This is a genomic window from Campylobacter sp. GTC17093 (assembly GCF_055397635.1).
On the sequence record NZ_AP038832.1, the window covers coordinates 638,867 to 663,661 of the forward strand.

Genomic DNA, 24,795 nt, shown 5'->3' on the forward strand with positions numbered 1-24,795 from the left:
ACTCCTAAATAACCACAAGAGCTGTTATAAAGATATTTAAAAGCGCAAGTGGAAGACAAACTTTCCAGCAAAGTCCCATAACTTGATCTGGCCTAAGATGTGGAAAAGTTGCTCTTGCCCACAAAAATACAAAGAAAAACATTCCTGTTTTAAAAAACATCATAATCCAGCCAGGAATTATCCAAAGAGAATTAAATCCACCCATAAAAACAAGAGACAAAAGTATGGAAGATGTTATCATGTTTGCATATTCTCCTATGAAAAATATCCCAAATCTCATACCACTATACTCAGTTGAGTTTCCAGCAATAAGCTCTGTTTCATTTTCCGTAAGACAAAATGGGGTTCTATTTGATTCAACGAATGTGGCTATATAATATAAAACAAAGGCAAGTGGTTGCTTGAAGATAAACCATTTAAATATAGAGCCACTTTGGGCATTGTTAATATCCACTAAAGAAAGTGAACCAACTAGCATAATAACAGCAAGAAGTGCAAGTGAGTTTATGGCTTCAAATGAAAGAAGTTGCACCACAGCTCTAGCTGAAGATATGAGAGCAAATTTGTTATAGCTTGCAAGTCCGGCAAGCAAAGTTCCATAAACACAAATCCCCATGCACCCAACAACATATAAAACTCCAACTCCAACATCTGCTAAAATTGGCCTTATTGTGTAGCCAAAAAGCGTAAACTCTGGTAAAAAAGGTATAGCAGCAAGTGCAGAAAATGCAGCAGTTACTGTGATAAGTGGTGCTAGCTTAAAGATGAGCCTATTTGAATTTCTAGGGATTATATCTTCTTTGCAAAAAAGCTTTATCATATCAGCAACTATTTGCAAAATCCCGCCAGGTCCGACCATTGTTGGCCCTATTCTTCTTTGCATATATGCTAAAACTTTTCTCTCTGCGTATGTAGCAAGTCCGCCAAGCGAAGCGATAATAGCTAAAATAACCAAAGATTTCACAACTACTTCAAGTATCATAAAAGCGGTATCACTCATCGCTATCACCTTTATTTAGTTTTATGGATGTAAATCTTTGGGTAAAAATTTGCTCAACTGGTATTTTTGTATCAAAAGTAGGAAGATAAGCTATTTCTCCAGTTAAATTTCTATCTAAACTAACTTTTATAGCAAGTTTTATATCATCTTTTTGTATGATGACAACACTTTTTTCATCTAAATTATGCTTAGCCAAAAACTCACTACTTACATACAAACTTGCACTTTCATTAAGTAAAGTAGCTCGGTTTGTAAATTTACTAAACTGATGGATAGGATTTGCCCTATAAATTACCGTTTCATCAAGTTTTTCATCACATATTTGGCCTAAATCCACCTCATCATCACACTCGATCTCTTGTGCTTTAAGTTTGTAACCACGGTGTGATTTGCCAGCATTATCATAAAAATTTTCTAAATCATCAAATTTTATATCTTGAAAATGCTTATTTTGATTAAGCTTTGGTGTGAAGTCTATAACAAAATCTAGCCCAAAGCCAAGCTCTTTTGCAAAATCATTTAGTTCATATCCATTATATGGTAAAGCAGCATTTGTAGGAACAACTCTTTTTTCTATATTGCAAAATGTGCCTTCTTGTTCATTTAACGCAGGTGCATCTAAATCTCCACCAAACACACTAAATGAAAAATCACCCTTTTCATTATATCCAAGCACCAATCCATCTTGTTTTACATCCAAATCACAAAGCAGTGATACTCCAAGAGAATTTGTGCATGGCGGTATCAAAATAATTTTAAATGGTGTATATTTTTGGATTAGTCCTATTAGTATTGCTAGAGTTTTTGAGTTTTTGCTATAGTAAAAATCTTCGCCAATAACCAAAAAAAGCTTTTCTTTTTTATTACTTATATCTAAAACTTTTTGTTCGTCAAATCCTAAAATATTAGCATATTTTGAAACTTTTATAAAGCTATCATCGCAATCTTCATTTGTAACTTTTATATCTAAAAACTCATCACTTATCTTATCTTGCAAGTTTTTTGGCAAATTTGTAGAAAAACGCTGGAGCAACCAAAGCAAAATTTCACTATCTTTCTCGCAAGAGTGCTTACAAGTTATAAAATTTTTAGAGTAATTTTCTACAATCTTATCACCAAGCGGATGAAAGTATATTCCGCCTGCTTTATTTATCTTTAGCGAATTATTTATCTTATAACTTGTATTTGGGCTATCACTTCTTAAAAAACTACCTGCAACTACTATAAAATCGGCTTCTCTAAGTTCTTCGTAATCTCCATTATAAAGTGTAGTTCCACTAGTCTTAGAAAAATTTCGTAAAAAACTTTGATAAATTCTAGCTTCTTCATTTATAAGTTTTATACCAAATTTCTCTTTAAATTTACTTAGCAAGAAAGCTTCTTCATTTGTTATAAAACTATTAAATTTAATAGTTTTTATCTCGCCAATTTTTATTTTATCTATAATGCGTTCAAAATTTATCTTATCTTTACGGTTTACGCCGTTTTCAAAATCATAACCAAATCTAGCACCCCCATTTATCTCTGCAAATTCATAATCATTACTAACTCTGTAAATTTTAGGTTTATTGTTTTGGATATTGGTTTGTTTAACTTCATAGTATATCAATTCACAATCACTTGAATGTGGATTTGATGCTGGAATTTTACTAAGCTCCCAAGCATTTGAAGTATATTTGAAATGAGTTTGCACAAGTGCGCCTACAGGACAAACAGCTGCACATTCTCCACATGCGACGCAATTTTCATCAGTAGTTTTGTCTATAAGACTTTTTTGCATTTTACTCCAAACAAAATGAGCATCTTTTGGCATGCTTTCTTTTAACTCTTTTGGTACTTGATCTGCATTTCTTGCAACTGTTTTTAAAACAGTTTCGCCAATTTTATCTTTACAAACCGTAACGCATCTTTCACAAACTACACATAAACTTGGATCATAACTGATAAATCCCCAGTTTTGAACCTCTTTAAAACTATCTTGTATAGCGTAATTTTGAATGTTAACTTTCATATGATGAGTTAAATTTTGCAAATGACACTCGCCACTTTTATCACAAACGCCGCATTCCAAAGGATGATTTACACAGTATGTTTGCATGATGGCATTGCGCTCCTGAATAATTTCAGGAGTATTTGTATAAATAACCATACCGTCTTTTGCTTTTGCATTGCATGTATAAACTCTTTTTCCATCAATCTCACCCATACAAAGTCTGCAAGCTAAAGTTGGTGAACACTGGCTTAAGTAGCACATTGTTGGTATATAAATATCATTTGCTCTAGCAACTTGAAGTATGTATTCATTTTCCTCGCATGTGCAAATTTTATCATTTATATGAATTGTTATCATTTTACATCCTAGATATTTTTACAACTTCATAGCAGTAATCATCTATCTTATCAACACCTAAAAAACCAATAGTTCCTTTTATATTTGGATCTAGTTTAAATATTTTTTCATAAGTTTTATTTTTAGTTTGTATCTTTAGCATATCGCCATCTTGTATCTTAGCAGAAATTGCAAAATAACTCCCACCTCTAAACTCATCGCCAATACACTTAAATACAACACTTCCATTGAAATCATCTTGTTCTATAAGCTCTGTTAAGTCATGCTTTTGTGGATGTAAAATTTCTTGATGCAAATTTAGCATCTTTAGAGAGTATAGCTCTTGTAAAATAGCTAAAAATGTCTCTATATTTTTACTGTCTTTATGATATTTTAGCGAATCATCTATCATCACTATATCGCATGTATCTAAAAACTCTATTATATCTTCAATCTCTTCTTCGCCAACATTTGATTCACCGCTTATTAGCCCATCATCTAAATCGTTAAAATACTCATTTTGGATGTTTTTCTTTTCATAAGCAAACTTACAAACTAGCGCTAAAACATAATTTATAGCACCTATCTCGCACTTTATAAACTTAGCATTTACAAGCTTATCATCATAAAGCGGGCTTATAACTAATATTTCATCATTTTTAGATGAATTTATAATATCTTCATTTTGGATCTTAAGTAAATTTGCTAAACTTAAAATTTTCATCTTATACCTTTTTTACTACTATTTGCCAATCGACTTGATTAAATTTAAGTGAATTCATAAGCTCACAGCCAAACTCTTTTACCACTTGGGCTGAGTTTTTAACTATATTAAAATCCCCTATCTCAAACATAAATATCGCAACTTCACCACTTTTCATCATATCAAGTAGTTCTTTTAGTCTATTTAATGTATTTTGTTTTTGATTTCTTAAATCATATCTTTTCATCTATCAACCTCACCTAGGATGATATTTGTACTACTAACTATAGCAGAAACATCAGATAAATAACTACCCGGTAAAATCTCTTCATATATAGCGCAGTGCCAAAATGCAGGAGTGCGTATTTTTAACCTATAAGGCCTACTTTCACCTGTTGAATATATATAAAATGCTAGCTCACCCTTAGGAGATTCTGTTGGAAAATATATCTCGCCTATTGGCGGTTTCATTCCTTGAGTTACAAGGACAAAATGTTGCATCAAAGAGTAGTTTTGTGTCATAATCTGCTCTTTTGAAGCACTTACAAACTCTGGCGCATCAGCAAGTAGTTTTGGTTCACTTTGTTTATATAAAGTCGCACACTGCTTTAAGATGTTTACACACTGTTTCATCTCTTCAAGATAAAGCTTAAATCTAGCATAGCAATCCCCGCTTGTAGCATAAGGAACATCAAAATCTAGCTCATCATATATAAGATATGGTTCTTCTTTTCTTATGTCCCACTGCACACCACTTGCTCTTAACATCACGCCACTGCAACCACAACTAAGCGCAGTTTCTTTTGATATAACTCCAACTCCAACTGTTCTTAGTTTCCAAATTCTATTTTCTTCAAGTAAGTTTTCATAAGTTTTGATGTCATTTGGAAATTTATCACAAAATGCAAGCATTTTATCTATCCATTGCTCATTTATATCTACAAAAACACCACCAAGTTTTATGGAGTTGTGCGTAAGTCTTGCCCCGCAATAATCTTCAATAAGATCTAAAATATATTCTCTTTGTCTAAATGTATACAAAAATACAGTCATGGCACCTATATCAAGAGAGTGTGTTCCTAAAAAAAGCAAATGAGAGCTTATCCTACTTAATTCAAGCAAAATTGTACGAATTATTTGTGCACGCCTTGGAATTTCTATTCCGCAAAGTTTTTCAACAGCTCCAACAAATGCGTAGTTATTTGATGATGATGAAACATAATCAATTCTATCAGTTACTGGCAAAAACTCATTATAAATCATGTTTTCAGCCATTTTTTCTATACCTCTATGCATGTAGCCAACACATGGTATTGCTTTTGTAACTTTTTCTCCATCAAGCTCTAAAACAAGTTGAAGTTGACCATGAGCAGCAGGATGCTGTGGTCCAAAATTTAGTATCATTCTACCATTTTCTTTTTGGAACTCAAGATTTTCAAAATATGGTTTTAGTCTGTTGGTATCTTGCATTTTTATGGTCTTTTATCCAAAATTTTACTATCACTACGCTTAACTTTTTTTACAAAATTCACACCATCATCTTCTTGATACTCTTGTTTATAAGGTTTAGTTGGTCTAGGTTTGCCTTTTGGAGTTTCATGATAAAGTTTTGAGAAATTAATCGTATCTTTCTCATCTACAAAACCAGCATCTCTGTTTTCTTCACCTACAACATTTCTAAACTCTTTTCCATATATAGTATCTATCTCATACCATCTAGCTCTTTCATCACCTTGCAATGGGTAAGATTTACGCAAAGGATGATCAAACCAATCATCTGGCATAATTAAGCGTTTTAAATTTGGATGGTCTTTAAAAAGCACGCCCATCATATCATAAAGCTCTCTCTCAGCCCAATTTGCACTTTTATAAAGACTTGCGACACTTGTAAGCATCTCATCAACTTTAATAAAAGTCTTTACTCTTATTCTTCTTTTTTTAGATATACTAAGAAGTTCATAAAAAATTTCTACACCATTTTTTTGAGCTATAAAGTCAATCCCGCTGATTTCCATTAACATCTCGTAACCAAACTCTTTTAGCCTAGCAAGTACATCTAAAACATTAGCACTATTTATATAAATTAAAAGCGTATTAAACTCAACATAAGAATTTAATATATGAAAGTTTTTAAGAACATTTATTTCATCTTTAAATATACTTTCTTGTGGATCTATTTTTATAGTTTCGTTTGCTTTAAAAAATCTATCTTGATAGTAATTTTTTGTAGATCTATCTTTTTTATGTGTATATTGTCTCATCAAATAAGCCTTTTTGGTTTTTGGGCTCGTCTTGGAGTTTCTTTTCTAATCTTTTTTTGAAGTATCATGAGAGCAAATTGTAGTGTTTCTGGACGAGGGGCGCATCCTGGAACATATATATCAACAGGTATTATTCTATCACAACCTTGCACAACTGAATATGTATTAAACATACCGCCAGTGTTTGCACAACTTCCCATGCTTATAACCCATTTTGGCTCTGGCATCATATCGTAAATTCTTTTTGTAAATTTTGCATGTTTTTTGCAAAGTGTTCCAGCTATTATCATAACTTCACTTTGTCTAACAGAGCCCCTAAAGAAAGTTCCAAATCTATCAAAATCATATCTTGAGGCACCAGTTGCCATCATCTCTATAGCACAACATGCTAAGCCGTAACTCACAGCCCAAAGCGAGTTGCTTCTGCCCCACTGTATGAGCTTATCAACAGTAGTCAATACTATTGGTAAGCCACCATTTTTTGTGTAATCTACTTGATGGAATGCCATTTAAACACTCCCTTACTCCATGCATATGTAAAACCTAAAATGATAAATATCAAAAACATACTCATCTCTATAACCCCAAATACTCCTAAAGATCTAAAATTTACAGCCCATGGAAACATAAAAATGATTTCAACATCAAAAAGTATAAAAAGAAGTCCAAATATATAAAAAGCTATATTGATACGATTTGGTTGTTTTATAGGTTCAGGACCTGCTTCATAAATTGCTGTTTTTAATTTTTGACCATTTGAGTTTGAAAATTTTTTTCCAATCATAGAAGAGAAATATACCACAAGTCCAAATATACAAAAAGATAGCAACATTATGAAAAAAGCACCAAAATACGGATGTTCACTTACTATATGTTGCATTTTTCCCCCAAAACAACTTTTATCTTTATAATTTGGTTTGATTAGTTTTATTTATATAATATTTTTAATCAACATAAAACTTTACTATGTTTTGAGTTAAAACTTATTTAAAAAATAATTTTAAAGTATATATTTTGGATAAATATAATAGAAATTTTAAGTGAAATACTAAATTTTACTTAAAATTTCTACTTTATTGTTAACTATAGCCATGCAATGTTCATAATGACTAGTTCTAAGACCATCTTTACTTGTTACTTTCCACTTATCTTCCCCGATAACCGGCGTGCCATCCTTTTGACAAATCATAGGCTCTATGCAAAATACCATACCATTTTTTATCTTTGGTCCTGATTTTGGATTATGTCCTTCAAGATAGTTTGGAATTTCTGGTTCTTCATGCGGTCTTTTGCCTATTCCATGGCCACAAAAACCTTTTAGTGGAACAAAACCTCTTTTTAAAATAAACTGTTCTATTTTATAGCTTAGTTCTTTGAAATGCATTCCAACTTTAATATTATCAATAGCAAAATAAAGTGCATCTTTAGAACAGTTAATAAGCTCTTCATCTTCTTTTGAAATTTTACCTATAGGATAAGTTCTAGCACTATCACCATAATATCCGTTGATTTTGCTACCTATATCAACGCCTAAAATATCGCCTTCTTTTAAAACAGTTTTATCAGGAATACCATGAATTACAACTTCATTTAGAGAAAGGCATGCGGCGTTTGGAAAATTATAAAGTCCTTTAAATGCCGGATAAGCACCTTTTGAAGTTATAAAATCATCTATTAATTTATCAATTTCAAGCAAGGTCATGCCGGGTTGTAAAAACTCTCCGGCATAATCAAGCGTCTGTGCTACAATTTTATTTGCAACTCTTAAACCTTCTAAATCTTTAGCATTTTTTAAAGAAATTGCCATTACAGTCCTACCGCACTTAGAGTTTGATATTTATTCATATATCTTTGAGCTTCTATTTTTCTCATAGTATCAAGTGCTACTTGAACTACGATAAGAACTGAAGTTCCGCCAAAATAAAATGGAACACCCATAAACTTAACAAGTAACCAAGGCATAGTTGATATTAGTCCTAAATAAATAGAACCAGTTAAAGTAAGTCTACTAGCTACTTCATTAAGATAACCAGCAGTGCTCTCTCCTGGTCTAACCCCTGGTATAAATCCACCTTGTCTTTTTAAATTTTCACTGATATCTTTTGCATTAAATGTAATTGATGCATAAAAATAAGCAAAAAAGATGATAAAAAGAAATGTTAAAATATGAAAAGTGTAACCACTTGGACTTAAAAAGTCATTAATCTTTTGCAAGTAAGGATTTGTACTTGCTTGGAAAATAGTTCCAGGGAACATTAAAATTGCACTTGCAAAAATAGGTGGAATAACACCACTTAAATTTATTTTTATAGGAATATAGTTCATTATACGTTTATGTTGATTTTGCATAATAACTTTTCTTGAATAACTTATAGGAATACGTCTTTCTCCAAGTTCTACATAAAGTATAAAACCAACTGTAAGTACTATAATAAAAAGTATAGCAATAACAACAAGGAAATTTAATGCACCATTATTTACAAGATCTATAGTTCCTTTTATTGCTCTTGGGATACCACTAACAATACCTGCAAAGATAATTAAACTGATACCATTTCCTATACCACTTTGCGTAATTCTTTCACCTATCCACATTAAAAGCATTGTTCCAGCAAGCATAGAAATAGCAGATATTATTATAAACAAATTAAGATTGTCTATCATAATAGCACTAGCACCACTTTTGCTTGGCATACTATTTAAACCTATACTTACGCCAACTGCTTGTACAAGTGTTATAACAATAGTAACATAGCGAATAATTTGCATATATTTTTGCATACCGTCACGTTCTTTTTTCATTCTGCCCAAATTTGGGAAAGTTGCAGCTAGAAGTTCCATAACGATAGATGCTGTAATGTAAGGCATAATTCCAAGAGATATTACACTAAGTCTTTCAGCGGCTTTTCCGCTAAACATGTTAAACATACCTAGGGCATTATTAGCGTTTGAATCGAAAAATTCTTTGATAACATCAGCATTAACGCCAGGAACTGGCACATATGCCAGTATCCTATAAGCAAACAAAAATGCCAACGTGATCAAGATCTTGTTGGTCAATGACTTATTCATTATTTTTGTCCACTAACGCTAATATTGTCGTCTTTTATCTTAGATACTAAGTCTTTAGCAGTTGATCCTATTAGTTTTATTTTAGTAACACTCTTTGAAAGTTTATGAACGCTTTTTATACTTTCAATTGTGATCTCTTTTAAGTTTTTAATAGCTTCTATTCTTTCTACATTAATAACATAAGGTTTTTCAAATTTAGAAACAAATCCAACTTTTGGAAGTCTTCTTTGAAGTGGTTGTTGACCACCCTCAAAACCTCTTTTTTCGTTGTAACCTTTTCTAGCTGTTTGACCTTTGCCGCCTTTTGTAGCTGTTTTTCCCCAGCCGCTACCTTGTCCACGACCAATTCTTTTAGTCTTTTGAGTTGAACCTTGTGCTTTTTGTAAATTTTCTAATCCCATACCAGTTCTCCTTAGTTTTTAAGCATACTTAATGCTTTTATAGTAGCTCTTACAACATTAGCTGAGTTGTTTGAACCAAGTGATTTTGTAAGGATATCTTTAATACCAGCAAGCTCCATAATAGGACGAGCTGAACCACCAGCTATAACACCAGTACCCTCACTAGCAGGTTTAAGTAAAATTCTACTAGCATTATATTTTACTTCTATATCGTGCGCTATTGTTGTGCCTTTAATGTTTACTTTTACAATATTTTTAAAAGCATCATCAACGGCTTTTCTTATAGCATCTGGAACCTCTTTTGCTTTACCAAAACCAAAACCAACAAGACCGTTTTTGTTTCCTACAACAACAAGAGCTGTAAATCTAAATCTTCTACCGCCTTTAACAACTTTTGTAACACGACCTATATCAACTATTACTTCGCTAAATTCTTCTTTATTATACTTTTCCATCTTTAACCTCTTTATAGTTCTATGCCGTTTTCTCTAAGGCCGTCGCCAAAAGCAGCGATTACACCATGATACAAATAACCATTTCTATCAAAAACAATTTTGCTTACATTAGATTTTTTCAACTCACTAGCAAATTCTTTAGCGAGCGCTTTAGCACCTTCAATATTTGCTTTTATACCAAGTTTTTTACCACTACAACTAGCAACAGTTACGGCTTTAACATCGTCTATGGCTTGAACATAAACTGTTCTATTTGATTTAAAAATAGAAACTCTTGGGCATTCGTTTGTTCCTGAAATTTTAGATCTAATTCTTGTTTTTCTTTTAGCTCTTAAGCCTATTTTTCTTTTTAATACATTTGCTTCCATCACAAACCCCTACTTTTTAGATGTTTTGCCGGCTTTTCTTATAATACGCTCTTCAGCATATTTAACACCTTTGCCTTTGTATGGTTCTGGAGGTCTAAATCCTCTAACTTGTGCTGCTACTTGACCTACAACTTGTTTATCACTACCTTTGATAGTAATAACGTTTTTCTCAACACTAGCTTCAATACCTTCTGGTAAATTATAGTTTACTACATGAGAAAAACCTAAGTTTAATTCTAAAACTTTACCTTTAACAGCCGCTTTATATCCAACACCATTTATTTCTAATTTTTTCTCAAAACCGTTTGTAAGACCAATGATAACATTATTTGCAAGAGCTCTATAAGTTCCCCAATACGCTCTATCTTGTCTTTCATCACTTTTTGATGCAAAAATCAACTTACCATCTTCAACTTTGATATTTACATGACCTTTTGTGTCAAGTTCTTTTGTAGTGTTGCCTTTTTTAAATACCACTACACTATCTTTTATACTAACATCAACTCCACTTGGAATTGATACAGGTTGCTTACCTATACGAGACATTTTTTTCCTTTTTACTTGTCTAGGGTATGTCTACTTTTACGAATGGATACCACAATACCATAAAAAGCAGAATTAAAACCGGATAACCGGTTCAACTTCTTACCAAACAGTGCATAAAACTTCACCACCAACACCAGCTTCGTGTGCTTTTTTATTACTTAAAACACCTTTACTTGTGCTGATAATACTGATTCCATAACCGTTTTTAAATCTTTTTATATCATCTCTACCTTTATAAACTCTTCTGCCAGGTTTTGAAACTCTTTTGATTTCATTTATAGAAGGTTTGCCACTTTCATCATATTTTAAAACTACATTTATGAATTTCTTTTTATCTTCTTCAACTATATTGTAGTTCTCAACATAATTTTCTTCTGCTAGAATTGCCAAAACATTCTCAACAACATTTGAGTGAAGAAGTTTAGCAGTATCTAATTTTCTCATATATGCATTTCTAATGCGAGTTAGTCCGTCTGAAATTAAATCGTTTAACATTTTTTCTCCTTACCAACTTGCTTTTTTAAGACCAGGGATTAATCCCTCATTTGCCATTTTTCTTAAACAAACTCTGCATATGCCAAAATCTTTATAAACAGAGTGTGGTCTGCCACAAATTTGGCATCTTGTATAACCACGAACCTGAAATTTAGGTTTGCGAGCTGCTTTTGCTATCATAGATTTTTTAGCCATATTATTTTCCTTTTGCAAAAGGCAAACCAAAAAGCTCAAGCATTTTGAAAGCCTCTTTATCGTTTTTAGCTGTTGTAACTAAAGCTATGTTCATACCATGAGTTTTTAAAATTTTATCATACTCAACCTCTGGAAACATTAGTTGCTCATCCAAACCAAAGTTATAGTTTCCTCTTCCATCAAAACCATTTTTAGGAAGACCACGGAAATCTTTCACTCTTGGAAGAGCTATGCTAATTAATTTATCTAAAAAAGCATACATTCTATCTTTTCTAAGAGTTACTTTAATACCTACCGGAAAACCTTCTCTAACTTTAAAACCAGCAACTGATTTTTTAGCATTTGTCACAACTGATTTTTGACCAGCTATTAAAGATATTGTATCTGCCATATTTTGAAGCAATTTTTGATCTTTACTGCTATCGCCAACACCAACGCTTATAACAATTTTTTCAAGAGATGGGATTAGCATAGGATTTTTTATATCAAATTCTTTTGCTAACTCGCTTTTTATTGTTGAGCTATATTTTTCTTGTAATCTTGTCATAACTATTACCCTTCAACTTTCGCTACATTTGAAATATCCATAGGCATCTCTTTATTTATAAAACCGCCATTTTGGAATTTTTCACTTGGCTTAACAGCCTTTTTAGCTACTTTGCAGCCCTCAACTATAACTTGGCTTTTTTTAGGAAGAACAGATATAACTTTACCAGTTTTTCCTTTATCGTCACCAGCTATAATTTTAACTTCATCGCCTTTTTTAATTTTAAATTTAGCCATTATAGAACCTCCGGAGCTAGTGAAACTATTTTCATAAATCCACCATATCTTACTTCTCTACCAATAGGACCAAAAATACGAGTTCCAACTGGCTCTTTTTTTGCATCTAATATAACAGCAGCATTTTCATCAAATCTAATAAGAGAACCATTATCTCTTTGAATCTCTTTTTTAGTTCTAACAATAACCGCTTTTACAACTTGACCTCTTTTAATTTTACCATTTGGAAGAGCTTTCTTAACTGAGCATACTATTATATCGCCTACAGTTGCGTAGCGTCTTTTTGAACCGCCTAAAACTTTGATACACATAAGTTCTTTTGCACCACTATTGTCTGCAACTGCAAGTCTTGTAAAACTTTGAATCATTATTCTACTCCTTTTGCAACCACAGATTTAAGTCTAAATGATTTTGTTTTGCTAAGTGGCCTACACTCTATAGCAACAACTACATCACCAGCTTTTGTCTCATTTTTTTCATCATGAATTAGATATTTTTTAAATTTCTTAACAAATTTTCTATATCTAGGATGCATAACGCGTCTTTCAACAAGAACGCTAGCTGTTTTATCTCCAGATTTTTGAACTACAACGCCTTGAATTTCTCTTTTTAATGCCATCTTTTTCCCCTTATTTAGTCGCGTTGATTGCAGTATTGATTCTAGCGATCTCTTTTTTCAAAACACTAATTTCTTTAGGGTTATTTAACTGCATAGTTTTTAACTTTTGTCTTAAAACAAAAAGCAACTTTTTCTTTTCTACCAACATAGTGTTAAGTTCGCTAACACTTTTATCTTTTATCTCAGTATAATTCATTTTCACTTTCCCTGTTTACGAACTTAGTTTTAAAAGGTAATTTACTTTTTGAAAGCGCTAGAGCTTCTCTTGCTGTAGCTTCATCAACACCAGTCATCTCAAAAATGATTCTACCTGGTTTAATGTTCATTACCCACTCTTCAACTCCACCTTTACCTTTACCCATACGAGTTTCTAAAGGTTTTTTGGTTATTGGTTTATCAGGAAATACTCTTATCCAAATTTTTGCTTGTCTTTTAACAAAACGTGTCATCGCAATACGCGCAGCTTCAATTTGTCTTGAGTTGATTCTACCAGCTTCAACAGCTTTAAGAGCAAAATCACCTGTTGCAAGTTGAGTTCCACGAGTAGCATAGCCGCGGTTGCGACCTTTCATCATTTTACGAAATTTAGTTCTTTTTGGCATCAACATGACTATTTACTCCTTCTAGGTCTGCGTGTTTTTTTAGGAGCAGATTCTTCTCTTTTTTCAGCTTGAATGCCTTTTTGAAGAACTTCACCTTTAAATATCCACACTTTTATACCTATATTTCCATAAGTTGTGTGAGCTTCAGCAAATCCGTAATCAATTCTAGCTCTTAGAGTATGAAGCGGAACACGTCCTTCCAAATACCACTCTGTTCTTGCCATCTCTGCGCCACCTAAACGGCCAGATACTGAAATTTTTATACCTTTCGCACCTGATTTTTGTGCATTTTGTATAACTTTTTTCATTGCTCTTCTAAATGCAACACGGCGTTCAAGTTGCATAGCAACATTTTCTGCAGCAAGTTGAGCTGAGGCACCTGCTTTATGCTCTTCTTTGATGTTTATATTTACATCTTTATTTATAAGTTGTTTTACTCTATCTCCGAGTTTAACAACATCACTTCCTTTTTTACCAATTATAATTCCAGGTTTTGCTGCAACTATAGTAACACGAAGTTTTTTAGCTGTTCTTTCAATCAAAATTTGACTTATACCAGCGTAATAAAGCTCTTTTTTTAGGAATTTTCTGATTTGATAATCTTCTGAAATGTTCTCAGGTAGAGATGCTTTTACTGGAAACCATCTTGACTCCCAGTTTCTGTTAATTCCTAATCTTAGTCCTATTGGATTAACTTTTTGTCCCATCTTAGTCTTCCTTCTTTTCAGCTTTTGCTACTTCTACCATTATATGAGAAGTTGGTTTTCTAATGCGACTCGCACTTCCTCTTGCTCTTGGTCTAAATCTTTTAAGAACAGGGCCTGCATCGACACGACAACTTTTAACAACAACTTCTTCTGGTTCAAATCCACCATTTGCAACAGCTGAAGATATAGCATTTGCTATATATTTAGCGCCACGATTTGGTGTAAACTCTAAAGTAGCTAGTGCAAACTCAGCATTCATGCCTTGAATTTGTTTTGCTATAAGTCTAGCTTTAGTTGGAGAAAGTCTAATAAATTTTATAGTTGATTTACTCATGTTTCTCCCCTATTTGCCTATTTTCTTTTGAACAGAGCCTTTATGGCCTTTAAATGTTCTAGTTGGAGCAAACTCGCCTAATTTATATCCTATGTGATTTTCTGTTACATACACAGGAATAAAACTTTTACCATTATGGACATTAAATGTAAGTCCGATCATATCAGGAACAATCGTACTGCGTCTTGACCAAGTTTTTATAGGTTTGTTGTCATTTGCTTTTTTTGCTGTTGCAACTTTTTTCATTACATGATCATCTACGAAAGGACCTTTTTTAAGTGAACGTGCCATCTTATTTTCCTTTCTTTCTTGAAATTATAAGCTTATCACTCGCTTTTTTGCGTCTTGTCTTGTAACCTTTAGTTGGTTGACCCCATGGTGTAACAGGATTTCTACCAGAGTTTTTCTTACCTTCACCACCACCGTGTGGGTGATCTACTGGGTTCATAGCAGAACCACGAGTTTGAGGGCGAATTCCTCTATGACGGTTACGACCAGCTTTACCTATAGTTATGTTTGACCAATCCTCATTACCAACAACACCAATTGTTGCCATACATTCAGCTAAAACTTGTCTCATTTCACCGCTTGGTAGTCTTAGTATTACATATTTTTCTTCTTTACCCATAAGTTGAGCATATCCACCAGCACTTCTTGCCATTTGAGCGCCTTTACCAGGTTTTAGCTCTATATTGTGGATAATTGTACCAATTGGAATACTTTTTAATTTCATAGCATTACCTGGTTTTATATCAAGTCCAGACTCAGCAGAAGCTATAATATCTCCTACATTCAATCCATTTGGTTTAATGATATATCTTTTTTCACCATCTTTATAGCTAATAAGTGCTATTCTACAATTTCTATTTGGATCGTATTCTACAGCTTCAACTTTGCCTTCTATGCCAAATTTGCGACGTTTAAAATCTATAATACGATAAAGTTTTTTAGCACCTGCTTCTTTATGACGAGATGTTACTCTACCATTGTGATTTCTACCAGCTGTTGCAGGAATTTTAACAAGTAGCGAGCGAACGCTAGCTTTAGCTGTGATGTCTTCATTTGAAAGACTTGTCATAAATCTACGACTTGGAGTATAAGGTTTATATGATTTTATAGCCATAATTATGCCTCCATATTTTCAAGACTTACGCCCTCAGGCAACTTGACATAAAATTTCTTAATATCGTTTCTAACACCAGTTCTTCCTCTAAATTTCTTAACTTTTCCGTCAAGTCTTAGGGAATTTACTCTAAGTGGCGTAATCCCAAAATACTCTTTCAAAACAGCTTTTAGACCATTTTTAGTCATTTTTGGTGAAGTTTGAATAACAACAACACCATTTTCTTGAAGTGAGAGAGTTTTTTCTGTATAAATAATTGTTTTTATATCTGTTATATCTGCCATCTTAGCCCTCTTTTACTATTGATTCAAGTGCTGATTTCTCAAAAATCACTGTGCCAAAAACAGATATAAGATATGCATTTACTTCACTTTTATCAACTATATAGCAATTTTGTAAATTTCTATAAGCCAAAAATGTATTTTCTATCTCAACTGCTTTGCCTTCAGTAAAATTTTTCTCATTTGAAAAATCGCCTACTATAAGTGCATCACGAACATTTAATTTACTTAACATTTGAGTTGCATCTTTTGTTTTTCCAGATGGAACCAAAATGCTCTCAACTGCAAAAATACTGTTTGTATCAGCTTTTTGAGCTAAAGCACACTCTAATGCTAGTCTTTTTTGTTTTTTATTTATTTTTTGATTATAATTTCTATCGTTTGTTGGACCAAATGCAACAGCACCACCTACCCAAACATTTGTTCTAGTTGAACCAGCTCTAGCACCGCCACGACCTTTTTGTCTCCATGGTTTTTTACCGCCACCACTTACATCTGATCTACCTTTTGTATGTGCTGTGTTTGCACGAACAGCCGCTAGATAAGATTTTACATAAAGATATAGGTTGTGTGGGTTTACCTCAGCATATGATGCAGGAAGCTCTTGCTCAGCTGATTTTTGAAATTTATCATCTAAAATGGTTATTTTACTCATTTTACTATCCTTATTTTACCCATAGCACCATTAAATCCAGGAACAGATCCTTTTAATACAAGAATTCCATTTTCTTTATCAAAGCTCATTACTTCGTTTTTAACAGTTACTTTTTTATTACCCATATGTCCAGCCATTTTCATACCAGGTTGAACTCTACCAGGCCATTCACAGTTACCGATAGATCCGTGTCTTCTATGAAATCTACTACCATGAGTTTTAGGTCCGCCTGCAAATCCGTGTCTTTTTATAACACCTTGATAACCACGACCTTTATCATTGAAACTTACTTTTATAACTTTAGCCTCATCTAATGGCGAAACATCTAAATCACCAGTTTCATTATTTGCTACTTCAATAGTTGCAAATTTATTAAACTCTGCTGTTAAATTATATTTTTTTTGTTGGCCAGCTATAGCTTTGTTATTTGCCTTGCCTTGTGCATAAGCTACAAGTGCTTTTCCGCCCTCTGCTAACTCACAAACTTTAGTATTTACAAGTTTAAGCAATGTAACAGGAGTGCTAATAGTTCCTATTGTTCGGCTCATACCGATTTTTTCTACAATGTATTCCATAACCTATCCTTGCTTTCTTACTTGCCCATAGCACGAACTTCGACATTTACTTCCGGAGCAAGGTCAAGCTTTGTAAGTGAATCAACCGTATCCGGTGTAGCTGCGACAATATCAAGCATACGTGCATGAATTTTCATCTCAAACTGCTCGCGTGAATCTTTATTTACGTGTGGAGATTTTAAGACTGTGTAGCGTTTGATTTTTGTTGGCATTGGTACAGGACCTCTAACGTCTGCACCTGTTCTTTTGACAGCTTCTACAATGGCTGCAACTGTGCGATCTAGAACTCTATGGTCATAAGCTTTTAGCTTTAACCTAATTCTTTCCATGATTTTTCCTTTTACAAAGAACTTGTCGCGAACATGCGACCTTTTTTATTTAAAAAAAGATTGTTATATTACATAAATAAGAAAAAATTGTCAAGAAAATAGTACTTTTTAACTAAAATTATATATTTTATTTCCTTTTAAGAAGGAAATAAAATATAAAAATATAATATAACTTTGTACTATAAAAATATTTAGTTTTTATAATTTTTGCAAATAACAAAAGGTTTTGTTTATATAAATGTTAGAAAAATTTTGGTATTATATAGCTCTTTATTTATATAATAAGGAAAAATTATGATACCATTTAGTGATGAAGAACTTTTAGAGCCAGTAAAAACAAGCCTAGCTAAAATACTTCCTATGCTTCAAAATGATGGTGGAGGAATGGAACTCTTGGGTATAAAAGATGCTAAAGTTTATGTTAGATTAACTGGCACTTGTCATGGATGTGCATCTAGCGCTCAGACTCTAAAGTATGGAGTTGAAAGACAGTTAAAAATAGATATTCATCCAGAAATTCAAGTTATCAATGTACCAATAGGTGAAAAATTTGAAATATAAAAATATAGCAATAAAAGCTTTTCATGACGGCAATTACGAACTAGCAAAAGTATGTTTTTCTATACTTTATGAAAAAGAAAATTTCAAATTCATACTTACACTTATAAATATTTGTGAGCTAGCAAAAACTAATAAAAATGAAGCCCATACACTATTTGAAATAGTTTTAAATAAAATGAAAAACAGAGAAAATATTGATGACTTAGATAATGTTATAGAAATTTTGGAATCAAATTTTGATGGACTAGCTTCAAATTTAATGATGCAAAATGCTGTTTCATATAACGAATTTATTCAAATAGTAAAAGATAGTGGCGATTTTAGAAATACTTTTGAAAATATCATGTTTTCAAGCAAAGTTATGATAACCAATAAAGAGGATTTGCTTGAATTTTTAGATAGTCTTATACAACATGGCTTCATAGAACTTGGACTTACCTACCTTGAAAGTGCTGCGCAAATTTTTCCAGATGATGAAAGACTTCACACACTTATAAAACAAATTTCACAAAGGCATGATAGTGAAGATAGAATTTGATGATTTTTTTATAACAGATAACTCAAATGAGTGCGAAAAAGGGTGTAAATTTGTAAAAACACAAATGAATGCTAAATTTGAAAATGATGCCGTAAAAAATGGAGCTGAGATTATTTCACTTAACGAGGCTAAAAAGTTTCTAAATATCGATGAAAATATAAAAATCATAGGCATAACTGGCACAAATGGCAAAACCACAACAGCTGCCGCTGTTTATTCTGCTCTTCTTGACCTTGGTTATGGATGTGGGCTTTGTGGGACAAGAGGTGCTTTTGTAAATGATAAACGCATAGATGAAAAATCCCTTACTACAATGCCAATCCTTACAACATTGAGTTATTTAGCACAAGCAAGTAAAGAAAAATGTGAGTTTTTCGTGATGGAAGTTAGCTCTCATGCAATATCGCAAAACCGTATAGAGGGCATAAATTTCGCTCTTAAAATATTTACAAATTTATCACAAGACCATCTTGATTATCATAAAACAATGGAAGAGTATGCGAGAGTAAAAAGTAGCTTTTTTATGGATGAGACACTAAAACTCATTAACAGTGATGATGAGCATATAGCTTATAATCCAAAAAGCGCTTTAACTTATGCTATTAAAAAACCAGCTACTTTTAGCGTTGAAGCTTACTCGCTAAGAGGTGGGATAGAAGCTGTTTTAAAGCATGGAAGTGAGAAATTTGATCTAAGTAGCGATTTGCAAGGCGAGTTTAATCTCTACAACCTACTAGCAGCACTTGGGGCTATAAAAATGCTCACAAATCATTCTTGCGAAGAGATTTCAAAAGCTCTTTCAAATTTTGGCGGTGTTGAGGGAAGAGTACAAAAAATTTGCGATAATCCAACTGTGATAGTTGATTTTGCTCACACTCCAGATGGCATAGAAAAAGTTTTAGATGCACTAAAAGATAGCGAGCTTATCGTAGTTTTTGGAGCCGGTGGAAACAGAGACAAAACAAAAAGACCTTTAATGGGTAAAATCGTCCAACATTATGCAAAATATAGCATCGTAACTAGCGATAACCCACGATTTGAAGAGCCACTTGATATCATAAAAGATATTTGTGGTGGTATGGATATGAACAAAAATGTAACTTGCGAACAAGATAGACTAAAAGCTATAAAAATGGCTATGGATATGGCAACACATGGCGAACTTGTAGTTGTGCTTGGAAAAGGCGATGAAAACTATCAAGAAATAAAGGGTGTCAAACATCATTATAGCGATAAAGAAACTATTTTAAATTTGCTAAAAGGATAAGATTTGAAGATAGATGTAATGATAAGTAAAATTCACAGAGCAAAAGTTACAGATGCTGATTTAAACTATATTGGCTCTATATCTATAGATATAAATTTAATGAAAGAAGCAAATTTGCTTGAGTATCAAAAGGTTGATATTGTAAACATAAATAACGGTGAAAGATTTTCGACCTATGTAATCAAAAGTGAAAAAAAAGGCGAAATTTGTTTAAACGGCGCAGCTGCAAGGAAAGTTTGCAAGGATGATTTAGTTATAATTATAGCTTATGGAAGCATGGATTACGAAGATGCAAAGACATTTAAACCAAAAATAGTTCATGTAAACGAAAATAACGAGATAAAAGGCTAGATTATGTTTGAAGGTTTTGATTTTTCTAAAATGGGTGATATCATAAATGAAGCTCAAAAAAAAGCACAAGAATTTGAAAAAGAGAATGAAAATCTAACATTTGGAGCAAAAAGTGGTGGTGGCTTAGTAAGTGTTAGCGCAAATGGCAAGGGCGAGATAATAGATCTAAGCATAGATGATAGTCTACTTGAAGACAAAGAAAGTATGCAAATTCTCATCATCTCAGCGATAAATGATGTCATGAAAATGGTTGAAGATAACAAAAAACAACTTGCCAGTAAAATGCTTGGGGGACTTGGCGGGTTTGGAGGATAAATGAAAAAGCTTTTATTATTAGTTGTGTGTATTAGCTTATCATTTGGCGAGGCTAGACCTACGCAAGATGATTTTAATGTTTGCTATGAAAAGCTAAAAGATTCTGGTGTTTACATAGATGGAATGTTTGGTATAGTTCTTAAACCAAATCTCATTGCAGTTCCGCGTAGTCTAGAAAAAGCTCCAAAAGAGTATTTAAAATTTGATCCGTATTTACAGCTTTACTTAGTTGCAAGCGATACTGCGCTAAGCCCAGCCAAACTTGGTGACGAAAGACAGCTTGATAAAAGCAAATGGGTTGGAGTTTTAGAATATAACAATACGCAAATGGGTCATATAAAAGAACTTGGTGAAAATCTTGGAACATTAGACACACTTAGTTTTGATGCAAATAAAACTGGTATTTTATCAGCACCTTGTTGTCAAGTTGTAGGCATAACAGTTGGCAAAGATAAATTTATTGGCTCAAGATATTTGGAACATTTTGTTAAATCAAGTGAAGTTTTTTATGGCGACATAGGTGTTAAATTTGAAAAAATTGGCGAAGATAAATTTGTAGTTAGTGAAGTAAACCCTTTTGGCAAAGGCAAAATGCTCTTAAAAGGTGATGAAGTTTTAAGTGTAAATGATATAAAACCAAAATCACTTAGAGAACTAAACGAACTTATACTTTTTACAGACAAAGACTCTACAATTACAATTGAAGTTTTAAGAGATGGTGAAAAAATCAAATTTGATATCAAAATTTCTGGACAAAAAGAAGAATCAAAAGATAACGCAAAGCAAACTCTTATATCTATGTTTGATTTAAATCAAACAAAACCACAAGCTAAATCACTACGAAAGCAACAACCAGCGCCTAAACCAAAACCAGTAAATCTTGGTTTAGAGTTTTTGAAAAATTATGGCTTAACTTTAAATAATAATCTTAGCGTAAGGTCAGTTAGAGCTAATTCCAAGGCACAAAATGATGGATTTAAATCAGGAGATAAGATAGTTCAAATAGACCAGCAAAATTTTAAAAACCTAAATGCGGTTAATGATTTTTTATCAAAAGCTGATAGAAATGTATATTATTTCCTTGTTTCAAGGAATGATTTTCAATTTTTCATAAGAGTAAAAAGATGAGTTTATTAAAGCGTTTTACAATACATTTGGATAACAATCTACCAGATATAAAAAGCTTTCATCCTCATTTTAATGACTCTCTTAAAATTATGCTAAAGGCTGGTGGAAAGCATTTTAGAGCGCAACTTTTACTTGGCATGGTTGAAATTTATAAGCCAGAATTTTTAGAAAATGCTATGGATGTTGCTTTAGGCCTTGAGATGATTCATACTTACTCATTAATTCACGATGATTTGCCTGCTATGGATAATGCACCATTTAGAAGAGGCGTAGCGACTCTACATACAACCTATGATGAAACTACAGCTATTTTGGCAGGTGACGCATTAAATACTCATGCTTTTTTTGTGCTCTCAAATGCAAATTTAGATGATAAAATAAAAATACGTTGTATTCAAAGCTTATCAAAAAATGCCGGAATTTACGGTATGGTTTTAGGTCAAGCCATTGATTGTTTCTTTGAAGATAAGCATTTAAGCATAGATGAGCTTAAGTTTTTACACACTCATAAAACCGGTGCTTTAATAGCATCTTCTCTTGAAATGGGTGCAATTATAAGTGGTTTTAATGATACAAAAGAAATTTATGATATAGGATTAAAACTAGGGCTTGTATTTCAAATTCAAGATGATATTATAGATGCAACAAACTCAAGTGATGAAGCAGGAAAACCTACAAATAACGATATTCACAAAAACTCATTTACAAATCTGCTTGGCTTAGATGGTGCTATAAATACAAAGAATTCTCTCATAGATGAAATTTACACTCAAATTTCTAAATTTGATGATAAGTTTCAAGAGATGATAAAAAATTTAATAAACAAATATTTAAAAGGATAATGTATGTATCAAAAAATGGCTGATACCATAAGATTTTTAAGCGCCGATATGGTTCAAAAAGCAAACTCGGGACACCCAGGGGCTCCAATGGGACTTGCTGATATTATGGTAGTTCTTGCAAAACATCTAAAACACAATCCTAAAAATCCAAAATGGCTAAACCGCGATAGACTTGTTTTTTCGGGAGGTCACGCAAGCGCATTAGTCTATAGCTTTTTATATCTAAGTGGATATGATTTAGATATGGATGATCTTAAAAATTTTCGTCAACTAAACTCAAAAACACCAGGACATCCAGAAATTGAAACTAACGGCGTTGAGATTTCAACTGGACCTTTAGGGCAAGGCATTGCAAATGCTGTTGGTTTTGCAATGGCGGCAAAATATGCAGCAAATTTACTAAATGACGAGAAAAGCAAAATCATAGATCATAAAGTTTACTGTTTGTGTGGAGATGGAGATTTGCAAGAGGGTATTAGCTATGAAGCATGCTCAATAGCTGGTCGCCACTGCTTAGATAATCTTGTTATAATTTATGACTCAAACCGTATAACAATAGAAGGCTCAACCGATATAGCTTGGAATGAAGATGTAAAAGCTAGATTTGAAGCACAAGGATTTGAAGTTGCAAGAATAAATGGTCATAACTATGATGAGATAGAATTTGCCATAAATGAAGCTAAAAATAAGGAAAAACCTTACTTGATTATCGCAAATACAATAATTGCAAAGGGTGCAATGAATTTGGAAGGTTCTCATAAATCCCATGGAGCACCGCTCGGTGATGAAGTGATAAAAAAAGCCAAAACTGCTAGTGGATTTAATCCTGATGAGAACTTTTTTGTAAGCGATGATGTGCTTATAAGATTTAGAAGCGCAGTTGAAAAAGGTGATTTGGCAGAGACTTTATGGGAAAAAGAGGTAGCAAATTTAAGCAGTGAGAAAAAAGCTCTTTTAAATGAGCTTTTAAATCCTGATTTTTCTAAAATTAACTATCCAGACTTTAAAAATCAAAACATATCAACTAGAGATAGTAACGGCAAGATAATAAATGCTATAGCAAAAGCAGTGCCTGGATTTTTAGGTGGAAGTGCTGATTTAAATAGCTCAAACAAAACAGTTATAAATGATAGTCCAGATTTTCCATGCGGTAAAAATATGCACTTTGGTATAAGAGAGCACGCAATGGCAGCTATAAATAATGCAGTAGCAAGATACGGCTTGTTTTTGCCTTTTTCTGCTACATTTTTCATTTTTAGCGATTATCAAAAAAACTCTATAAGAATGTCTGCTTTGATGAGATTAAAACACTTCTTTATTTTTACTCACGATAGCATTGGTGTAGGCGAAGATGGACCAACTCATGAGCCAATAGAACAACTTTCTATGCTAAGAGCGATGCCAAATTTCTATGTTTTTAGACCAGCTGATGGTGTAGAAAATGTAAAATGCTGGCAAAAAGCCTTTAGCTTAGATGCGCCAAGTGCATTTGTCTGCTCTCGCCAAACTTTAGATTATGTAGGAGAACCAGTTTTTGGCGATATTAAAAATGGCGCCTATTTACTTAAAAAATCAAACAAGCCAAAACTAACATTAGTTGCTAGCGGAAGTGAAGTTAGTTTGTGCTTAAAAGCTGCGCAGCTTTTAGAGAGTGAAAATATCAGCGTAAATGTGATTAGCACACCTTGCTTTGACTTGCTTTGCGAACAAGAGGATAGCTACATAAAAGAAATTTTTGATGAAAACAGCTTTATCTTAGCAGTTGAAGCTGCAAACTCAAATGAGTGGTATAAATTTGCAGATGAACTTTACGGCATGAAAACATTTGGAAAAAGCGGAAAAGCCGAAGATTTGTTCGAGCATTTTGGCTTTACCCCTAAAAATATAGCAAACGTTGCAAAAAGTTATATAAAATAAATAATATTGGATTTTACCTAGATTTATGGTAAAATCCTATTTT

The 24,795-nt window shown here is 32.8% G+C and carries 37 protein-coding genes and 1 pseudogene; 8 read left to right on the plus strand and 30 right to left on the minus strand.

Going from position 1 to position 24,795, the window contains the following annotated elements; translation table 11 throughout:
• Positions 1–4: 4 nt before the first annotated feature.
• The 30 genes and pseudogenes from nuoH to rpsJ form a co-directional block, all read right to left on the minus strand.
• A complete protein-coding gene (gene nuoH / locus ACZ5VL_RS03190) occupies positions 5–1,000 on the minus strand; it encodes an NADH-quinone oxidoreductase subunit NuoH (RefSeq protein ID WP_464199832.1) in 996 nt (331 codons plus the stop codon).
• Entirely contained in the window at positions 993–3,347 is a 2,355-nt protein-coding gene (locus ACZ5VL_RS03195) for an NADH-quinone oxidoreductase subunit G (protein WP_464200244.1), read from the minus strand. Before ACZ5VL_RS03195 ends, nuoH begins: the two co-directional genes overlap by 8 nt.
• A gap of 4 nt (positions 3,348–3,351) precedes the next feature.
• Positions 3,352–4,053 carry a hypothetical protein gene (locus ACZ5VL_RS03200; protein WP_464199834.1) on the minus strand — a complete coding sequence of 234 codons (702 nt, stop codon included), beginning with the start codon at positions 4,051–4,053 and terminating at the stop codon, positions 3,352–3,354.
• Between the two features lies 1 nt (position 4,054).
• Complete coding sequence (locus ACZ5VL_RS03205; protein WP_464199835.1) at positions 4,055–4,279, minus strand: NADH-ubiquinone oxidoreductase subunit E family protein; 225 nt, start codon at positions 4,277–4,279, stop codon at positions 4,055–4,057.
• Positions 4,276–5,502, minus strand: a complete 1,227-nt coding sequence (gene nuoD / locus ACZ5VL_RS03210) for an NADH dehydrogenase (quinone) subunit D (RefSeq protein WP_464199836.1) — start codon at positions 5,500–5,502, stop codon at positions 4,276–4,278. The genes ACZ5VL_RS03205 and nuoD overlap by 4 nt, the downstream gene beginning before the upstream one ends.
• A gap of 2 nt (positions 5,503–5,504) precedes the next feature.
• Positions 5,505–6,293, minus strand: coding sequence for an NADH-quinone oxidoreductase subunit C (locus ACZ5VL_RS03215; RefSeq protein ID WP_464199838.1), 789 nt, complete (start codon positions 6,291–6,293; stop codon positions 5,505–5,507).
• Entirely contained in the window at positions 6,293–6,802 is a 510-nt protein-coding gene (locus tag ACZ5VL_RS03220) for a NuoB/complex I 20 kDa subunit family protein (RefSeq protein WP_464199840.1), read from the minus strand. Before ACZ5VL_RS03220 ends, ACZ5VL_RS03215 begins: the two co-directional genes overlap by 1 nt.
• Entirely contained in the window at positions 6,784–7,173 is a 390-nt protein-coding gene (locus ACZ5VL_RS03225) for an NAD(P)H-quinone oxidoreductase subunit 3 (RefSeq protein ID WP_464199842.1), read from the minus strand. Before ACZ5VL_RS03225 ends, ACZ5VL_RS03220 begins: the two co-directional genes overlap by 19 nt.
• 168 nt (positions 7,174–7,341) lie before the next feature.
• On the minus strand, positions 7,342–8,100 hold the full coding sequence (gene map / locus ACZ5VL_RS03230; protein ID WP_464199844.1) for a type I methionyl aminopeptidase: 759 nt from the start codon (positions 8,098–8,100) through the stop codon (positions 7,342–7,344).
• On the minus strand, positions 8,100–9,365 hold the full coding sequence (secY, locus tag ACZ5VL_RS03235; protein ID WP_464199846.1) for a preprotein translocase subunit SecY: 1,266 nt from the start codon (positions 9,363–9,365) through the stop codon (positions 8,100–8,102). The genes map and secY overlap by 1 nt, the downstream gene beginning before the upstream one ends.
• Positions 9,365–9,766 carry a 50S ribosomal protein L15 gene (gene rplO / locus ACZ5VL_RS03240; RefSeq protein ID WP_464199848.1) on the minus strand — a complete coding sequence of 134 codons (402 nt, stop codon included), beginning with the start codon at positions 9,764–9,766 and terminating at the stop codon, positions 9,365–9,367. Before rplO ends, secY begins: the two co-directional genes overlap by 1 nt.
• An 11-nt stretch (positions 9,767–9,777) precedes the next feature.
• Positions 9,778–10,221, minus strand: a complete 444-nt coding sequence (gene rpsE / locus ACZ5VL_RS03245; protein WP_464199850.1) for a 30S ribosomal protein S5 — start codon at positions 10,219–10,221, stop codon at positions 9,778–9,780.
• An 11-nt stretch (positions 10,222–10,232) separates the two neighbouring features.
• Positions 10,233–10,589: a 50S ribosomal protein L18 gene (rplR, locus tag ACZ5VL_RS03250; protein WP_464199852.1), complete on the minus strand. Its 357-nt coding sequence runs from the start codon at positions 10,587–10,589 to the stop codon at positions 10,233–10,235.
• A gap of 9 nt (positions 10,590–10,598) precedes the next feature.
• A complete protein-coding gene (rplF, locus tag ACZ5VL_RS03255) occupies positions 10,599–11,135 on the minus strand; it encodes a 50S ribosomal protein L6 (protein WP_464199854.1) in 537 nt (178 codons plus the stop codon).
• A gap of 99 nt (positions 11,136–11,234) precedes the next feature.
• The gene (gene rpsH, locus ACZ5VL_RS03260; protein ID WP_464199856.1) at positions 11,235–11,630 is read right to left on the minus strand and encodes a 30S ribosomal protein S8; all 396 of its coding nucleotides are present in this window, start codon (positions 11,628–11,630) and stop codon (positions 11,235–11,237) included.
• A 9-nt stretch (positions 11,631–11,639) separates the two neighbouring features.
• Positions 11,640–11,825, minus strand: coding sequence for a type Z 30S ribosomal protein S14 (locus tag ACZ5VL_RS03265; protein ID WP_464199858.1), 186 nt, complete (start codon positions 11,823–11,825; stop codon positions 11,640–11,642).
• 1 nt (position 11,826) lies between these two features.
• Positions 11,827–12,372: a 50S ribosomal protein L5 gene (gene rplE / locus ACZ5VL_RS03270; protein ID WP_464199860.1), complete on the minus strand. Its 546-nt coding sequence runs from the start codon at positions 12,370–12,372 to the stop codon at positions 11,827–11,829.
• Positions 12,373–12,377: 5 nt separating this feature from the next.
• On the minus strand, positions 12,378–12,611 hold the full coding sequence (rplX, locus tag ACZ5VL_RS03275; RefSeq protein ID WP_464200246.1) for a 50S ribosomal protein L24: 234 nt from the start codon (positions 12,609–12,611) through the stop codon (positions 12,378–12,380).
• Positions 12,608–12,976 (minus strand): 50S ribosomal protein L14, encoded by a 369-nt coding sequence (rplN, locus tag ACZ5VL_RS03280; RefSeq protein ID WP_464199861.1) that lies wholly within the window; start codon positions 12,974–12,976, stop codon positions 12,608–12,610. The genes rplX and rplN overlap by 4 nt, the downstream gene beginning before the upstream one ends.
• On the minus strand, positions 12,976–13,227 hold the full coding sequence (gene rpsQ / locus ACZ5VL_RS03285) for a 30S ribosomal protein S17 (RefSeq protein ID WP_464199863.1): 252 nt from the start codon (positions 13,225–13,227) through the stop codon (positions 12,976–12,978). The genes rplN and rpsQ overlap by 1 nt, the downstream gene beginning before the upstream one ends.
• 10 nt (positions 13,228–13,237) lie before the next feature.
• Positions 13,238–13,423 (minus strand): 50S ribosomal protein L29, encoded by a 186-nt coding sequence (rpmC, locus tag ACZ5VL_RS03290; RefSeq protein WP_464199865.1) that lies wholly within the window; start codon positions 13,421–13,423, stop codon positions 13,238–13,240.
• The gene (rplP, locus tag ACZ5VL_RS03295) at positions 13,410–13,835 is read right to left on the minus strand and encodes a 50S ribosomal protein L16 (protein WP_464199867.1); all 426 of its coding nucleotides are present in this window, start codon (positions 13,833–13,835) and stop codon (positions 13,410–13,412) included. The genes rpmC and rplP overlap by 14 nt, the downstream gene beginning before the upstream one ends.
• A gap of 2 nt (positions 13,836–13,837) precedes the next feature.
• Entirely contained in the window at positions 13,838–14,536 is a 699-nt protein-coding gene (gene rpsC, locus ACZ5VL_RS03300; protein WP_464199869.1) for a 30S ribosomal protein S3, read from the minus strand.
• A gap of 4 nt (positions 14,537–14,540) precedes the next feature.
• Positions 14,541–14,870, minus strand: a pseudogene (rplV, locus tag ACZ5VL_RS03305) (50S ribosomal protein L22); the annotation flags it as partial.
• 9 nt (positions 14,871–14,879) lie between these two features.
• On the minus strand, positions 14,880–15,161 hold the full coding sequence (gene rpsS / locus ACZ5VL_RS03310; protein WP_464199871.1) for a 30S ribosomal protein S19: 282 nt from the start codon (positions 15,159–15,161) through the stop codon (positions 14,880–14,882).
• A 1-nt stretch (position 15,162) separates the two neighbouring features.
• Positions 15,163–15,993: a 50S ribosomal protein L2 gene (rplB, locus tag ACZ5VL_RS03315; protein ID WP_464199873.1), complete on the minus strand. Its 831-nt coding sequence runs from the start codon at positions 15,991–15,993 to the stop codon at positions 15,163–15,165.
• 2 nt (positions 15,994–15,995) lie between these two features.
• Positions 15,996–16,277 carry a 50S ribosomal protein L23 gene (locus ACZ5VL_RS03320; protein WP_089183234.1) on the minus strand — a complete coding sequence of 94 codons (282 nt, stop codon included), beginning with the start codon at positions 16,275–16,277 and terminating at the stop codon, positions 15,996–15,998.
• Between the two features lies 1 nt (position 16,278).
• Positions 16,279–16,929, minus strand: a complete 651-nt coding sequence (gene rplD, locus ACZ5VL_RS03325; RefSeq protein WP_464199877.1) for a 50S ribosomal protein L4 — start codon at positions 16,927–16,929, stop codon at positions 16,279–16,281.
• Entirely contained in the window at positions 16,926–17,504 is a 579-nt protein-coding gene (rplC, locus tag ACZ5VL_RS03330) for a 50S ribosomal protein L3 (protein ID WP_464199879.1), read from the minus strand. The genes rplD and rplC overlap by 4 nt, the downstream gene beginning before the upstream one ends.
• 17 nt (positions 17,505–17,521) lie before the next feature.
• Positions 17,522–17,833, minus strand: a complete 312-nt coding sequence (gene rpsJ, locus ACZ5VL_RS03335) for a 30S ribosomal protein S10 (RefSeq protein ID WP_033917195.1) — start codon at positions 17,831–17,833, stop codon at positions 17,522–17,524.
• Between the two features lie 294 nt (positions 17,834–18,127).
• On the opposite strand from rpsJ, the gene ACZ5VL_RS03340 reads away from it, so the two are divergent.
• The 8 genes from ACZ5VL_RS03340 to tkt are packed head-to-tail and all read left to right on the plus strand — an operon-like array spanning position 18,128 to position 24,752.
• Entirely contained in the window at positions 18,128–18,394 is a 267-nt protein-coding gene (locus ACZ5VL_RS03340; protein ID WP_464199883.1) for a NifU family protein, read from the plus strand.
• Complete coding sequence (locus tag ACZ5VL_RS03345; protein ID WP_464199885.1) at positions 18,384–18,932, plus strand: histidine kinase; 549 nt, start codon at positions 18,384–18,386, stop codon at positions 18,930–18,932. Before ACZ5VL_RS03340 ends, ACZ5VL_RS03345 begins: the two co-directional genes overlap by 11 nt.
• On the plus strand, positions 18,916–20,199 hold the full coding sequence (locus ACZ5VL_RS03350; protein ID WP_464199887.1) for a UDP-N-acetylmuramoyl-L-alanyl-D-glutamate--2,6-diaminopimelate ligase: 1,284 nt from the start codon (positions 18,916–18,918) through the stop codon (positions 20,197–20,199). Before ACZ5VL_RS03345 ends, ACZ5VL_RS03350 begins: the two co-directional genes overlap by 17 nt.
• Before the next feature lie 18 nt (positions 20,200–20,217).
• A complete protein-coding gene (gene panD, locus ACZ5VL_RS03355) occupies positions 20,218–20,550 on the plus strand; it encodes an aspartate 1-decarboxylase (protein WP_464200248.1) in 333 nt (110 codons plus the stop codon).
• A gap of 3 nt (positions 20,551–20,553) precedes the next feature.
• Positions 20,554–20,865, plus strand: a complete 312-nt coding sequence (locus tag ACZ5VL_RS03360) for a YbaB/EbfC family nucleoid-associated protein (RefSeq protein ID WP_464199889.1) — start codon at positions 20,554–20,556, stop codon at positions 20,863–20,865.
• Complete coding sequence (locus ACZ5VL_RS03365; protein WP_464199891.1) at positions 20,866–21,993, plus strand: DUF7488 domain-containing protein; 1,128 nt, start codon at positions 20,866–20,868, stop codon at positions 21,991–21,993.
• Positions 21,990–22,835, plus strand: coding sequence for a polyprenyl synthetase family protein (locus tag ACZ5VL_RS03370; RefSeq protein ID WP_464199893.1), 846 nt, complete (start codon positions 21,990–21,992; stop codon positions 22,833–22,835). The genes ACZ5VL_RS03365 and ACZ5VL_RS03370 overlap by 4 nt, the downstream gene beginning before the upstream one ends.
• 3 nt (positions 22,836–22,838) lie before the next feature.
• The gene (gene tkt, locus ACZ5VL_RS03375) at positions 22,839–24,752 is read left to right on the plus strand and encodes a transketolase (RefSeq protein WP_464199895.1); all 1,914 of its coding nucleotides are present in this window, start codon (positions 22,839–22,841) and stop codon (positions 24,750–24,752) included.
• Positions 24,753–24,795: the final 43 nt, after the last annotated feature.